The 14,097-nt window shown below is 64.5% G+C and carries 10 protein-coding genes and 1 pseudogene; all 11 read left to right on the top strand.

The window, feature by feature from the left end; all coding sequences use genetic code 11:
* Positions 1–4: 4 nt before the first annotated feature.
* The 11 genes and pseudogenes from EHV23_RS06360 to nuoN all read left to right on the top strand — a co-directional run bounded on the left by EHV23_RS06360 (position 5) and on the right by nuoN (position 13,604).
* Entirely contained in the window at positions 5–1,261 is a 1,257-nt protein-coding gene (locus EHV23_RS06360) for an NADH-quinone oxidoreductase subunit D (RefSeq protein WP_125095190.1), read from the top strand.
* Positions 1,258–1,782, top strand: coding sequence for an NADH-quinone oxidoreductase subunit NuoE (gene nuoE, locus EHV23_RS06365; RefSeq protein ID WP_203228890.1), 525 nt, complete (start codon positions 1,258–1,260; stop codon positions 1,780–1,782). Before EHV23_RS06360 ends, nuoE begins: the two co-directional genes overlap by 4 nt.
* Positions 1,782–3,131, top strand: coding sequence for an NADH-quinone oxidoreductase subunit NuoF (gene nuoF, locus EHV23_RS06370; RefSeq protein WP_125095191.1), 1,350 nt, complete (start codon positions 1,782–1,784; stop codon positions 3,129–3,131). Before nuoE ends, nuoF begins: the two co-directional genes overlap by 1 nt.
* 20 nt (positions 3,132–3,151) lie before the next feature.
* The gene (nuoG, locus tag EHV23_RS06375) at positions 3,152–5,629 is read left to right on the top strand and encodes an NADH-quinone oxidoreductase subunit NuoG (protein ID WP_125095192.1); all 2,478 of its coding nucleotides are present in this window, start codon (positions 3,152–3,154) and stop codon (positions 5,627–5,629) included.
* On the top strand, positions 5,626–6,708 hold the full coding sequence (gene nuoH, locus EHV23_RS06380; RefSeq protein ID WP_125095193.1) for an NADH-quinone oxidoreductase subunit NuoH: 1,083 nt from the start codon (positions 5,626–5,628) through the stop codon (positions 6,706–6,708). The genes nuoG and nuoH overlap by 4 nt, the downstream gene beginning before the upstream one ends.
* A 3-nt stretch (positions 6,709–6,711) precedes the next feature.
* Entirely contained in the window at positions 6,712–7,200 is a 489-nt protein-coding gene (gene nuoI, locus EHV23_RS06385; protein ID WP_125095194.1) for an NADH-quinone oxidoreductase subunit NuoI, read from the top strand.
* An 18-nt stretch (positions 7,201–7,218) separates the two neighbouring features.
* A pseudogene (locus tag EHV23_RS06390) lies at positions 7,219–7,854 on the top strand (NADH-quinone oxidoreductase subunit J); the annotation flags it as partial.
* Positions 7,855–8,059: 205 nt separating this feature from the next.
* Entirely contained in the window at positions 8,060–8,380 is a 321-nt protein-coding gene (nuoK, locus tag EHV23_RS06395; RefSeq protein ID WP_203228891.1) for an NADH-quinone oxidoreductase subunit NuoK, read from the top strand.
* A 4-nt stretch (positions 8,381–8,384) separates the two neighbouring features.
* The gene (gene nuoL, locus EHV23_RS06400; protein ID WP_125095196.1) at positions 8,385–10,601 is read left to right on the top strand and encodes an NADH-quinone oxidoreductase subunit L; all 2,217 of its coding nucleotides are present in this window, start codon (positions 8,385–8,387) and stop codon (positions 10,599–10,601) included.
* Positions 10,602–10,608: 7 nt separating this feature from the next.
* Positions 10,609–12,108 carry an NADH-quinone oxidoreductase subunit M gene (locus EHV23_RS06405; RefSeq protein WP_125095197.1) on the top strand — a complete coding sequence of 500 codons (1,500 nt, stop codon included), beginning with the start codon at positions 10,609–10,611 and terminating at the stop codon, positions 12,106–12,108.
* Between the two features lie 5 nt (positions 12,109–12,113).
* Complete coding sequence (nuoN, locus tag EHV23_RS06410; protein ID WP_125095198.1) at positions 12,114–13,604, top strand: NADH-quinone oxidoreductase subunit NuoN; 1,491 nt, start codon at positions 12,114–12,116, stop codon at positions 13,602–13,604.
* Positions 13,605–14,097: the final 493 nt, after the last annotated feature.

The raw sequence follows: 14,097 nt of genomic DNA on the forward strand, positions 1-14,097 counted from the left end.
GAACATGGCCGAAATCAAGAACTACACCCTGAACTTCGGGCCGCAGCACCCGGCTGCCCACGGCGTGCTGCGCCTGGTGCTCGAAATGGACGGCGAGGTCGTGCAGCGTGCCGACCCGCACATCGGGCTGCTGCACCGGGCCACCGAGAAGCTGGCCGAAACCCGCACCTACCTGCAGACGCTGCCTTACATGGACCGTCTCGACTACGTGTCGATGATGTGCAACGAGCACGCCTATGTGCTGGCCGTCGAGAAGATGTGCGGCATCGAGGTGCCCATCCGCGCGCAGTACATCCGCGTGATGTTCGACGAGATCACCCGCCTGCTGAACCACCTGATGTGGATCGGCGCGCACGGGCTCGACGTGGGCGCCATGGCCGTCATGCTCTATGCCTTCCGCGAGCGCGAGGCGCTGTTCGACTGTTACGAGGCCGTGTCCGGCGCCCGGATGCACGCGGCCTACTATCGTCCCGGCGGCCTCGATGGCGACCTGCCCGGTACCATGCCGCGCTACAAGGCCACCAAGGGGGGGCTGTCCGAAAGCAAGGCGCGGGCGCTCAACCTCGACCGCGAGGGTTCACTGCTCGACTTCATCGAGTCGTTCACCAACGTCTTCCCGTCCTGCGTGGACGAGTACGAAACCCTGCTCACCGACAACCGGATCTGGAAGCAGCGTCTGGTGGGCATTGGCGTGGTCGATCCCGAGCGCGCCAAGGCGCTGGGTCTGACCGGTCCGATGCTGCGCGGTTCCGGTGTGGTCTGGGATCTGCGCAAGCATCAGCCCTACGCCGTCTACGACAAGGTGGATTTCGACATTCCGGTCGGTGTCAACGGCGATTCCTACGACCGCTATCTGGTGCGCATGGCCGAGATGCGCCAGAGCAACCGGATCATCCAGCAGTGTGTGGCCTGGCTGCGCAAGAACCCGGGCCCCATCATGGTCAACGACTACAAGGTGGCCCCGCCCAGCCGTGTGGCCATGAAGTCCAACATGGAAGAGCTGATCCACCATTTCAAGTACTTCACCGAGGGCATGCACGTGCCCGAGTCCGAAGTCTATGCGGCGGTGGAGCATCCCAAGGGCGAGTTCGGCATCTATCTGGTGTCCGACGGCGCCAACAAACCCTACCGCATGAAGATCCGTCCGCCCGGTTACGTGCACCTGCAGGCGCTCGACGAGATGGCCCGCGGCCACATGCTGGCTGACGTGGTGACCCTCATCGGTACCCAGGACGTCGTTTTCGGAGAAATCGACCGATGACATCTGCAACCCAGGCCGTGCCGGTCAAACGTCTGCTGTCGGACGAAGCCTACCGGCTCATCGACCGCGAAATCGCCAAGTATCCGTCCGACCAGAAGCAGTCGGCCGTGATGGCCTCGCTGACCATCGCCCAGGACGAGGTGGGCTGGATCTCACCGCAGGTCATCGAGGACGTGGCCAGCTACCTGTCCATGCCGCCCATCGCGGTGTACGAGGTGGCCACCTTCTACAACATGTACAACACGAAGGAAGTGGGCACCTGGAAGATCGGTGTCTGCACCTGTCTGCCCTGCGCGCTGCGCGAGGGGGACAAGGCCGGTGAGTACCTGAAGCAGAAGCTGGGCATCGACTACGGCGAAACCACGCCCGACGGCCGCTTCACGCTCATCGAAACCGAATGCCTCGGTTCGTGTGCCGATGCGCCGATCTGCCTGATCAATGACAAGCGGGTCGAGAGCTTCATGGACAACGCGAAGCTCGACGCGCTGATCGAGGAACTGAAAGTCCGGGAGCGTCACTGATGGATCGCAATCTGCAGATCGACGCCCGCGTGCAGGAAACCTGCTTCCACGGCCGTCACATCAATCCCCAGATCTTCGCGGGTCTCACGTCCGCCGACGACTGGAGCATCGAGAAATACGAGGCCCGCGGCGGTTATCAGGCGCTCAGGCGCATCCTGCTGGGGGCCGATGGCAAGCCGCCCATGACCCCCGAGGAGGTCATCGCCGAGGTCAAGGCTTCCGGCCTGCGCGGGCGGGGTGGGGCAGGCTTTCCCACGGGGCTCAAGTGGAGCTTCATGCCGCGCCAGTTCCCGGGCCAGAAGTATCTGGTCTGCAACTCCGACGAAGGCGAGCCCGGCACGTTCAAGGATCGCGACATCCTGCGCTACAACCCGCACATCGTCATCGAGGGCATGACCATCGCCGCCTATGCGATGGGCATCTCGGCGGGCTACAACTACATCCACGGCGAGATCTTCCGCGTCTACGAGCGCTTCCAGGAGGCCCTGGCGCAGGCGAGGGCGGCGGGCTACATGGGCGAGCGCATCCTGGGTACGGACTTCTCGTTCAACCTCAATGCTCACCACGGTTTCGGCGCCTACATCTGTGGCGAAGAAACGGCCCTGCTCGAATCGCTGGAGGGCAAGAAGGGCCAGCCGCGCTTCAAGCCGCCGTTCCCGGCCAGCTTCGGCCTGTATGGCAAGCCCACCACCATCAACAACACCGAGACCTTCTCGGCCGTGCCCTGGATCATCCGCAACGGGGGCCAGGCCTTCCTCGAGGCGGGCAAACCCAACAACGGCGGCACCAAGATCTTCTCCATCGGCGGCGATGTCGAGCGCCCCGGCAACTACGAGATTCCGCTGGGCACGCCCTTTGCCAAACTGCTGGAGCTGGCCGGTGGCGTGCGCTATGGCCGCAAGCTCAAGATGGTCATCCCGGGCGGTTCGTCGGCACCGGTCATCCCCGGCCACATGATGATGGACCTCACCATGGACTACGACGCCATCGCCAAGGCCGGCTCCATGCTGGGTTCGGGGGCCGTCATCGTCATGGACGAGACCCGCTGCCCGGTGCGCAGCCTCGAGCGCCTGTCGTACTTCTACGCGCACGAGAGCTGCGGCCAGTGCACACCGTGCCGCGAGGGCACGGGCTGGCTGTATCGCCTGGTGCACCGCCTCGAGCACGGCCAGGGCCGCCCGGAGGACATCGACGAGCTCGACCGCGTGGCCGGCAACATCCAGGGGCGCACCATCTGCGCACTGGGCGATGCCGCCGCCATGCCGGTACGGGGCTTCATCAAGCACTACCGTGATGAATTCGTTCATCACGTCGAACACAAGACCTGTCTTGTGCCGACTTCCCTTTGAGTGAATCTGACGGGACAGTTATGGTCGAAGTCGAAATCGATGGGCAGAAGGTATCGGTCGCCGAAGGCAGCATGGTGATGCACGCCGCCAACGCGGCGGGCGTCTACGTGCCTCATTTCTGCTATCACAAGAAACTCTCCATCGCCGCCAGCTGCCGCATGTGTCTGGTGGAGGTCGAGAAGGCGCCCAAGGCCCTGCCGGCCTGCGCCACGCCGGTCACCGCCGGCATGAAGGTGCACACGCACTCGAAGAAGGCCGTCGATGCCCAGAAGGCGGTGATGGAGTTCCTGCTGATCAACCACCCGCTGGACTGTCCGATCTGTGACCAGGGCGGCGAATGCCAGCTGCAGGACCTGGCGGTGGGCTACGGTCACTCCATGTCCAATTACCGCGAAGAGAAGCGGGTGGTGTTTCACAAGCACCTGGGGCCCCTGATCTCGGCCGAGGAGATGTCGCGCTGCATCCACTGTACCCGCTGCGTGCGCTTCGGGCAGGAAGTGGGCGGCATCATGGAGCTGGGCATGGCCGGTCGCGGCGAGCATTCCCAGATCCTCACCTTCCTGGGCCAGTCGGTCGACTCCGAACTGTCGGGCAACGTCATCGACATCTGTCCGGTGGGCGCGCTGACCAGCAAGCCGTTCCGCTACTCGGCCCGCACCTGGGAGCTGACCCGCCGCCGCTCGGTGGCCCCGCACGACTCACTGGGCTCGAACATCGTCGTGCAGGTCAAGCAGGATCGCGTCAAGCGCGTGCTGCCCTTCGAGAACGAGGCCGTCAACGAGTGCTGGATCTCCGACCGTGACCGCTTCTCGTACGAGGGGCTCGAGGCCCCCGACCGCCTGCTGGTGCCGATGATCAAGCAGGACAACGAGTGGCGCGAGGCGTCCTGGGAGTCGGCACTCGACTACATCACGCACGCGCTGTCCGACATCGCACAGAAGCACGGCCCGGAAAGCATCGGCATGCTGGCCTCGCCGTCGTCCACGCTGGAAGAGCTGTATCTGGGTGGCGCGCTGATGCGTGGCCTGAGCAGCGAGAACATCGACTTCCGCCTGCGCCAGAGCGACTTTTCGATGGATGCCGAACGCACGGGCGTGCCCTGGATCGGACACGCCATCGACGAGGTCGACAGCTTCGATGCGCTCTTCATCATCGGTTCGTTCCTGCGCAAGGATCATCCGCTGCTGTCGGCCCGCGTCCGTCACGCCGCGAAGAACGGCACCCGCGTGCTGTCGATGCACGCCACGGTCGAGGACTGGCTGATGCCGGTGTCCGTGCAGCAGGCGCTGGCCCCGCATCGCTGGGTCGATCACCTGATCGAGGTGCTGGTGGCCTGTGCCGGCCAGCTCCAGCAGCCGGCACCTGCCATGTACCACGAGGTCGAACCTTCGGCCGAGGCCCGCGCGCTGGCGGCCGCGCTGCTCGAGGGCGAGAACCGGGTCATCTGGCTGGGCAACACGGCGGTGCAGCATCCGCAGTATGGTGCCATCCTGCAGGTGGTGCAGGCCATCGCCCATCTGACCGGTGCCCGTTTCGGGGTGATCGGCGAGGCTGCCAATTCGGTCGGTGGCTATCTGGCCACGGCCCTGCCGGTGGTGGGCAGTCGCGGGCTCAACGCGGTGCAGATGATCGCGCAGCCGCGCAAGGCCTATCTGCTGCATGGCATCGAGCCGTCGTTCGATCTGGCCGACCCGGTGGCTGCCCGCAAGGCCCTGGGCCAGGCGGCCACGGTCATCGCCACCACGGCCTATGCCTCGCCCGACCTGATGGCCGTGGCCGACTGCCTGCTGCCCATCGCACCGTTCACCGAAACCGGGGGGTCCTTCATCAACTGCGAGGGCCGGCTGCAGAGCTTCAACGGCGCCGTGCGTCCCGCCGGCCAGGCCCGTCCGGGCTGGAAGGTGATGCGGGTGCTGGGGTCGCTGCTGGGCATTCCGGGCTTCGACTTCGAGAATGTCGAGCAGGTGCGCCAGCGTGCGCTGTCCGACGCCGTCGCCCCGACGCTGCAGGCTGCGCCGGCCAAAGCGGCAACCACCTCGTCGAACCGGCCGGGTGCCGGGCTGCGCCGCAACCTGGTGCGCAAGGAGGCCATCACGGCCCAGGCCATTCCCGACGGCCGTCACTTCGGACGCCTGCTGAACAACCAGATCAACGAGCAGCTGCCGGTCTGGCGGGCGCATCCGTGGTCTGGGGTGCTGCAGCGTGTGGCCAGCGTGCCCATTTACGCGGTCGATGCGCTGGTACGCCGGGGCACCGCCCTGCAGAAAACGGCCGACGCGCGCAACGTGGCGGTCCGCCTGCATGGCGACACCATCGCCCGGCTGGGACTGGAAGGGGTCGACAGGGTGCGCGTCTGCCAGCAGGAGGGCTCTGCCGTGCTGCCGCTGGCCCGTGACGACCGCATGGCCGCCGACGCCGTCTGGGTGCCGGCTGCCCTGGCAGCGGTTGCCACGCTGCCCGACATGTTTGGACCGATCACGCTGGAGGCCGCCAAGTGAATTTCGTCGACGTGATCACCCAGACCGGCCACGAATGGCTGGGCCCCGTCTGGCCCGTGGTCTGGAACCTCATCAAGATCATCGTGCTGGTTGCCCCGCTGATGATCTGCGTGGCCTATCTGACGCTCTGGGAGCGCAAGATGATCGGCTACATGCACGTGCGCATCGGCCCCAACCGGACCGGTCCGTTCGGCCTGCTGCAGCCCATCGCCGACGCCCTGAAGCTCATGACGAAGGAGATCCTGCTGCCCACCCAGGTCAGCAAGGGGCTCTTCTTCGTGGCGCCGGTGCTGGCCATCATGCCGGCGCTGGCTGCCTGGTCGGTCATCCCGTTCGGTCCCGACCGGGCGCTGGCCAACGTCAATGCCGGCGTGCTGCTGCTGCTGGCGCTGACCTCGCTGGAGGTCTATGGCGTCATCCTGGCGGGCTGGGCCTCCAACTCCAAGTACGCCTTTCTGGGTGCCCTGCGGGCCGCCGCGCAGATGGTGTCCTACGAGCTGGCCATCAGCTTCTGTCTGGTGATGGTGCTGATGGTGTCCGGCAGCATGAACATCTCGCGCATCGTCGAGGCACAGGGGCAGGGCTTCTTTGCCGGCATGGGCATCAACGTGCTGTCCTGGAACTGGCTGCCGCTGCTGCCGGCGCTGGTCGTGTACTTCATCTCGGGCGTGGCCGAGACCAACCGTCACCCGTTCGACGTGGTGGAAGGCGAGTCCGAGATCGTGGCCGGTCACATGGTCGAATACGCGGGCATGAGCTTTGCGGTGTTCTTCCTGGCCGAGTACGCCAACATGATCCTGGTGTCGGCCATTGCCGCCATCATGTTCTTCGGCGGCTGGCAGCCGTTCTTCACGCTGGGTCTGGACATCGGCCCGCAGTGGCTGTGGGACTGGTTCTGGCTGTTCATCAAGACCTTCTTCCTGGTCAGTCTGTTCATCTGGTTCCGTGCCAGCTTCCCGCGCTACCGCTACGACCAGATCATGCGTCTGGGCTGGAAGGTGTTCATTCCGGTCACGCTGGTCTGGCTGCTGGTGATTGCCGTCTGGATGCAGACGCCCTTCAACATCTGGAAGAGCTGAACGATGCGAGCGATCAAGGATTTCTTTTCGAGTTTCCTGCTGCTTGAGCTGCTCAAGGGCATGAAGCTGACCGGGCGTTACATGTTCGCCCGCAAGATCACCGTGCAGTACCCCGAGGAGAAGACGCCGCTGTCGCCGCGTTTCCGTGGCCTGCACGCGCAGCGCCGCTACCCCAACGGTGAAGAGCGCTGCATCGCCTGCAAGCTGTGCGAGGCCGTCTGCCCGGCCATGGCCATCACCATCGAATCGGCAGTGCGCGCCGATGGCCAGCGTCGCACCACCCGGTACGACATCGACCTCACCAAGTGCATCTTCTGTGGCCTCTGCGAGGAGTCCTGTCCGGTCGATTCGATCGTCGAGACGCATATCTTCGAATATCACGGCGAGAAACGCGGCGACCTGTACTTCACCAAGGACATGCTGCTGGCCGTGGGCGATCGCTACGAGGCCGAGATCGCAGCGGCCCGTGAAGCCGATGCCCCCTATCGCTGAGCAAGGACGGTCGGCAACATGGATGTCACAACAGTCTTGTTTTTCGTCTTTTCGCTGGTGACGGTCGGTGCCGCCACTCGCGTGATCACGGCCCGCAACCCGGTGCACAGCGCGCTGGCGCTGGTGCTTACCTTCGTGTCCTCGGCGGCCATCTGGCTGCTGATGAAGGCCGAGTTCCTCGGCATCGTGCTGGTGCTGGTGTACGTGGGCGCCGTGATGGTGCTGTTCCTCTTCGTGGTGATGATGCTCGACATCGACCTCGACAGGCTGCGTGCCGGCTTCTGGCGCTCGCTGCCGGTGGCGCTGTTCGTGGCCGCCATCATCGTGGTCGAACTGGCGCTCGTGCTGTGGGCCCATTTCGGCGGTGCGCTGGAGACCGATGCGCCGCCGCTGCCGGCCGACTACGACAACGCGAAGGCCCTGGGCGAGCTGCTCTACACCGGCTACATCTATCCGCTCGAGATCGCCGGCATGGTGCTGCTGGTGGCCATGGTGGCCGCCATCTCGCTGACCATCCGCCGGCGCAAGGACAGCAAGTCGCAGAACCCCGGCCAGCAGGTGCGCGTGCGTGCCGCCGACCGGGTGCGCCTGGTCAGCATGCCGGCCGTGAAGCCCGAGCCGCCGCAACCGCCGGCCGATGAGGGGGACGCGGCAGGGCAGGGGGCAGCACCGGCCGACGGCAAGCCGACCTCCGCCGCTGCTGCACCTGCAGGCAACGCGCCGGCGCCGGCTGCGCCTGCCCCGTCCGCGCCTGCTGTGACCCCGGCTGCCGGTCCCGCACCGGCCGGTACCGCCAGCACGCCTCCCTCCGGCCCGGCCCCGGCTGCGGGTCCGCAAAAATCGTGAGAAGGACGCAACGATGACCGCTTTACTGCAACTGGGCCTGGCCCATTACCTGACACTCGGGGCCATCCTCTTTTCGATCGGCGTGGTCGGCATCTTCCTCAACCGCCGCAACCTGATCGTCGTGCTGATGTCGATCGAGCTGATGCTGCTCGCCGTCAACATGAACTTCGTGGCCTTCTCGCACTACATGGGTGATCTGGCCGGCCAGATCTTCGTGTTCTTCATCCTGACGGTTGCGGCGGCCGAGTCCGCCATCGGTCTGGCGCTGCTGGTCGTCCTGTTCCGTCAGTTCCATTCCGTGTCCGTCGAGGATCTCGACCATCTGAGGGGCTGAGCCGATGAAAACAGCTTATCTGCTGGTGCCTTTTGCACCGCTGGTCGGATCGATGCTGGCAGGGTTTGCCGGCAGGGCACTCGGCCGCACCAACACCCACCGTGTCGCCATCCTGGGCGTGCTGGTGTCGCTGCTGGCCTCGCTGTGGGTCATGAACGATGTCTGGCAGGGCAACACTTTCAACGGGCCGCTCTACACCTGGGCCGTCATCGGCGAGCTGCGCATGGAAGTGGGCTTCCAGATCGACCAGCTCACCACGATGATGATGGTGGTGGTCACCTTCGTGTCGCTGATGGTGCACATCTACACCATCGGCTACATGGAGGAAGATCCCGGCTACCAGCGTTTCTTTTCCTACATCAGCCTCTTCACCTTCTCGATGCTGATGCTGGTGATGTCCAACAACCTGCTGCAGCTCTTCTTCGGCTGGGAGGCGGTGGGTCTGGTCTCGTACCTGCTGATTGGCTTCTGGTACACCAAACCGTCGGCCATCTACGCCAACCTGAAGGCCTTCATGGTCAACCGGGTGGGTGACTTCGGCTTCGTGCTGGGCATCGGCCTGATCTACACCTGGACCGGCACGCTCGACTACGCCGAGATCTTCCAGAAGGCGCCCGAGCTGGCCCATGTCACCATCAACCTCATCGGTGACGCCCAGTGGTCGCTGATCACCGTCACCTGCATCTGCCTGTTCGTGGGTGCGATGGGCAAATCGGCGCAGTTCCCGCTGCACGTCTGGCTGCCCGACTCCATGGAAGGCCCGACCCCCATCTCCGCGCTGATCCACGCCGCCACCATGGTGACGGCCGGCATCTTCATGGTCAGCCGCATGTCGCCGCTGTACGAGATGTCCGAGACGGCGCTGTCCTTCGTGATGATCATCGGTGCCATCACCGCCTTCTTCATGGGCCTGATGGGCATCATCCAGAACGACATCAAGCGCGTGGTCGCGTATTCCACGCTGTCACAGCTGGGCTACATGACGGTGGCCCTGGGCGCCTCCGCCTACAGTGTGGCCGTGTTCCACCTGATGACGCACGCCTTCTTCAAGGCACTGCTGTTCCTCGGGGCCGGTTCGGTCATCATCGGCATGCACCACGACCAGGACATCCGCCACATGGGTGGGCTGCGCAAGTACATGCCCATCACCTGGCTCACCTCGCTGATCGGCTCGCTGGCACTGGTCGGTACACCGTTCTTCTCGGGCTTCTACTCCAAGGAGTCGATCATCGAAGCGGTGCACCATGCCAACGTGCCCGGCGCCGGCATCGCCTACTGGGCGCTGCTCTCGGGCGTGTTCGTCACCGCCTTCTACTCGTTCCGGATGTACTTCCTGGTCTTCCATGGCAAGCCGCGCTTTGCCGCCGCCCATGAGGCGCACGGGGCAGGGCACGGAACGGCCGGGCACGGCGCTGCACACGGCCATGCCGATGCTGTCGTTGCCAGCGCGGCAGCCGCCGGCGTCAACGTCGACACGATCACCATCACGGGAGACGGGGCCGATACGATCACGATCACCGGAGACCAGGTCGAAACCATCACGATCACCGGAGATGCAGTCGACACGATCACCGGCCACGACGCGCATGGCCACGATGCACATGGTCATGGCCATGGCGACCACCACGCCCACGTGCCGCACGAGTCCCCGTGGGTCGTGACGGTGCCGCTGGTACTGCTGGCCATTCCGTCGATCATCATCGGCGCCATCGCTGCCGATGCCTTCATCACCGGCCGCTACTTCGAGGGCGTGATCACGGTCTTCGACAAACACCCGGCCATGGAGGCGCTGACGCACCACTGGCACGGCTGGGTGGCCATGGCCCTGCACGGCTTCACCTCGCTGCCGTTCTGGCTGATGGTCGCCGGCATTGCCACCGCCTGGTACTTCTACCTGGTCAATCCGGCCATCCCGGCCCGGCTGCAGAAGACCTTCAGCGGCATCTACACCGTGCTGGAGAACAAGTACTATCTCGACCGTTTCAACGAGTGGTTCTTTGCCGGCGGCGCCCGCCGCGTGGGGGGGGCGCTGTGGAAGCGTGCCGACCAGGGCCTGATCGACGGCCTGATGGTCAACGGCAGCGCCCGCCTGGTGGGCTGGTTCTCCCGCGTGCTGCGTCAGGGGCAGACAGGATTCCTCAATCACTACGCCATCGCCATGATCATCGGGCTGGCCTTCCTGCTGTTCTGGTTCCTTCCCTTCCTGGCCCGCGTGCAATAGACCGATCATGGAACAGATGACAGAGACAATGGGCATGGGCTGGCTGAGTGCCGCCATCTGGGTACCGATCATCAGCGGCGTCATCGTGCTGGCGGTCTGTAATGAGCAACGCGCCAATCTCGCGCGCTGGCTGTCGCTGCTGGGCTCGGTGCTGGGCTTTGCCGTCACCATCCCGCTCTACACCGGTTTCGACACCACGACGGCGGCGCTGCAGTTCGTCGAACGCATGCCCTGGATCGAGAGCCTGGGCATCAACTACGCACTGGGCATCGACGGCCTGGCCGTGTGGATGGTGCTGCTCACCGCCTTCATCACCATCGTGGTGGTGGTGGCCGGCTGGGAGGTCATCAGGGACCGCACTCACCAGTATCTGGGCGCCTTCCTGATCCTCTCGGGGCTGATGATCGGCGTGTTCGCGGCGGCCGACGGGATGCTCTTCTACGTGTTCTTCGAGGCCACGCTCATTCCGATGTACATCATCATCGGGATCTGGGGCGGCCCGAACCGCGTCTACGCCGCCTTCAAGTTCTTCCTCTACACCCTGCTGGGGTCGCTCCTCACCATGGTGGCCATGATCTACCTGTATCTGGCCTCCGGCAGCTTCGACATCCAGGTCTGGCACCAGCTGCCGCTGGGCATGACCGAGCAGGTGCTGATCTTCCTGGCCTTCATGCTGGCCTTTGCGGTCAAGATCCCAATGTGGCCGGTGCATACCTGGCTGCCCGATGCCCACGTCGAAGCGCCGACCGGTGGTTCGGTGGTGCTGGCCGCCATCATGCTGAAGCTGGGGGCCTATGCGTTCCTGCGCTTTTCGTTGCCCATTGCGCCCGATGCCAGCCACTATCTGGCACCGATGATGATCACCATGTCGCTGGTGGCCGTCATCTACATCGGTCTGGTCGCGCTGGTGCAGGCCGACATGAAGAAACTGGTGGCGTACTCGTCGATTGCCCACATGGGCTTCGTCACGCTGGGCTTTTTCATGTTCAACGAAACCGGCATGCAGGGGGCCGTCGTGCAGATGATCTCGCACGGCTTCGTGGCCGGCGCCATGTTCCTGTGCATCGGCGTGATGTACGACCGCCTGCACAGCCGGCAGATCGCCGACTACGGCGGCGTCATCAACCGCATGCCGAAGTTCGCTGCGCTGTTCCTGCTGTTCTCGATGGCCAACGCCGGCCTGCCGGCCACCTCCGGCTTCGTCGGTGAGTTCCTCGTCATCCTGGGCGCCGTGCAGTTCGACTTCTGGATCGGCTTCCTGGCTGCCACCGCCCTGATCTGGGGTGCCGCCTACTCGCTGTGGATGTACAAGCGCGTCGTCTTCGGCGCCGTGGCCAACCCGCACGTCGAGGAGATGGAGGACGTCAACCGCCGTGAATTCTGGCTGCTGATGCTCATGGCTGCCTTCGTGCTCTTCATGGGCCTGTATCCGAAGTTCTTCACCGACCTCATCCAGGTCTCGGTCGAGAACCTGCTGCAACACCTTTCCCACACCAAGCTCAAGTAAGAGGGATGGCCGTGTCACTGACCCTGCATGATCTCAATCTGGCAGCACTGGCGCCGGAAATCCTGCTGATGCTTGGCATCTGCGTCTTCCTGGTCATCGAGGCCGTCACGGGCCGGACCCGGCCGATGCCGGCCGACCGCCTGGCCCTGGCCACCCTGGTGCTGCCGCTCGGCGCCGTGCTCTGGCAGTATGGCCATGGCCAGCAGTACGCCTTCGGCACCATGTACATCGCCGACGAACTGGCGTACCTGCTCAAGCTCTGCGGCATCATCTGCACGGCCAGCATCATTGTCTACTCGCGGCGCTACGCGGCCGAACACAGCATCCGCCAGAGCGACCTGTACGTGCTGGCACTCTTCTCGCTGCTGGGCCAGATGGTGATGATCTCCGGCGGCAACCTGCTGGTGCTCTACCTTGGCCTCGAACTGATGTCGCTGTCGCTGTACGCCGCCATCGGCCTTCGCCGCGACTGGATGAAGGGCAGCGAAGCCGCCATGAAGTATTTCGTGCTGGGCGCGCTGGCCTCGGGCTTCCTGCTCTACGGCATGTCGATGGTCTATGGCGCCACCGGCTCGCTGGGCATTGCCGACATCGTCAACCGCGTCTACAGCGGCATGGCCTCGCAGCAGGTGCTGGCCTTCGGCGTGGTGTTCCTGGTGGCCGGCCTGGCCTTCAAGCTGGGTGCCGTACCGTTCCACATGTGGGTACCCGACGTGTACCAGGGCGCGCCCACGGCAGCCACGCTGCTGGTGGCCGCCGGTCCGAAGCTGGGCGCCTTTGCATTGCTGTTCCGCCTGTTGGGTGAGGCCACCATCGAGCTGGCCCCCATCTGGCAGCAGATGCTGGTCATTCTGGCCGTGCTGTCGCTGGCCATCGGCAACATCGTCGCCGTGGCCCAGAGCAACCTCAAGCGCATGCTGGCTTACTCCACCATCTCGCAGGTCGGCTTCGTGCTGCTGGGCGTGGTGGGCGTGTACGCGGGTGAGGGCTTTCCACCGTCCGACCAGGCCTTCGGCGCCGGCATGTTCTACATGATCAGCTATGTGCTCACCACCCTGGGCACCTTCGGCATGATCCAGCTCATCGCCCGTGAAGGCTTCGAGGCCGAGGAAATCAGCGACTTTGCCGGCCTGGCCCGTCGCAGCCCCGTTCTGGCCTTCATCATGGCGGTCATGATGTTCTCCCTGGCCGGCATCCCGCCGCTGATCGGCTTCTATGCCAAACTGGCCGTGCTGAAATCGGTGGTCGCCGCCGGTTACACCTGGCTGGCCGTGTATGCCGTCATGATGTCGCTGATCGGTGCCTTCTACTACATCCGTGTGGTGAAGGTCATGTTCTTCGACAAACCGGCCGACGAGGCGCCCTTGCCCGTCGACGGCCAGGCCCGTGCCCTGATGATGGCCAACGGCGCCGCCGTGCTGCTGCTGGGTATCATGCCCGGGTCGCTGATGGCCCTGTGCATCGCCGCCGTGCGCAGCGCCTGGAATCTGGGCTGACCGGGGGCAACGAACTACCTCTCTCATCCTGGGGACCCTCTGCAAAAGTCCTGCGGCACTTTGGTCTCCATGCTCGGGCGATCCGGCGTTGCCATTTGCCGCCAATAGCCCTGCTATTGCCAACAAATGGCGCCTTCTGGCTCATCCCGATCCTGGGCTCAAAGCGCTCGCAGACTTTTGCAGAGGGTCCCTGGTAACGCCGGACAGACTGGACACCGTTTCCGTCTGTCCGGCGTTTCTGCGTTCGGGCGCCACTGGAACTGTCCTGCGGCACTTTTCGGGCGTCACGGAAAACATTCTGTGCCACTTCGGTCCATACTCTACTGCCGGCAGGAGGCCGGAGCATCCCGCTTCGCGCCCGACAGGTAACGTCAAAATGGCGCAGTTGCCGGCAGGCTGCCTTCTGGCGCATGCCGATTCCTGGTCCAAAGTGCTCGCAGACTTTTTCAGCGGCTCCCAGGGCGATCATCTGGCAGAATGCCTTGCACAACCT

The organism is Lautropia dentalis (assembly GCF_003892345.1).
GTDB classification, from domain to species: Bacteria; Pseudomonadota; Gammaproteobacteria; order Burkholderiales; family Burkholderiaceae_E; genus Lautropia; species Lautropia dentalis.

Bases quoted from the DNA above. Each gene is read 5' to 3' on its own strand.
- EHV23_RS06360 (WP_125095190.1), top strand. From the start codon at position 5: ATGGCCGAAATCAAGAACTACACCCTGAACTTCGGGCCGCAGCACCCG.
- nuoE (WP_203228890.1), top strand. From the start codon at position 1,258: ATGACATCTGCAACCCAGGCCGTGCCGGTCAAACGTCTGCTGTCGGAC.
- nuoF (WP_125095191.1), top strand. From the start codon at position 1,782: ATGGATCGCAATCTGCAGATCGACGCCCGCGTGCAGGAAACCTGCTTC.
- nuoG (WP_125095192.1), top strand. From the start codon at position 3,152: ATGGTCGAAGTCGAAATCGATGGGCAGAAGGTATCGGTCGCCGAAGGC.
- nuoI (WP_125095194.1), top strand. From the start codon at position 6,712: ATGCGAGCGATCAAGGATTTCTTTTCGAGTTTCCTGCTGCTTGAGCTG.
- nuoK (WP_203228891.1), top strand. From the start codon at position 8,060: ATGACCGCTTTACTGCAACTGGGCCTGGCCCATTACCTGACACTCGGG.
- nuoL (WP_125095196.1), top strand. From the start codon at position 8,385: ATGAAAACAGCTTATCTGCTGGTGCCTTTTGCACCGCTGGTCGGATCG.
- EHV23_RS06405 (WP_125095197.1), top strand. From the start codon at position 10,609: ATGGAACAGATGACAGAGACAATGGGCATGGGCTGGCTGAGTGCCGCC.
- nuoN (WP_125095198.1), top strand. From the start codon at position 12,114: ATGGCCGTGTCACTGACCCTGCATGATCTCAATCTGGCAGCACTGGCG.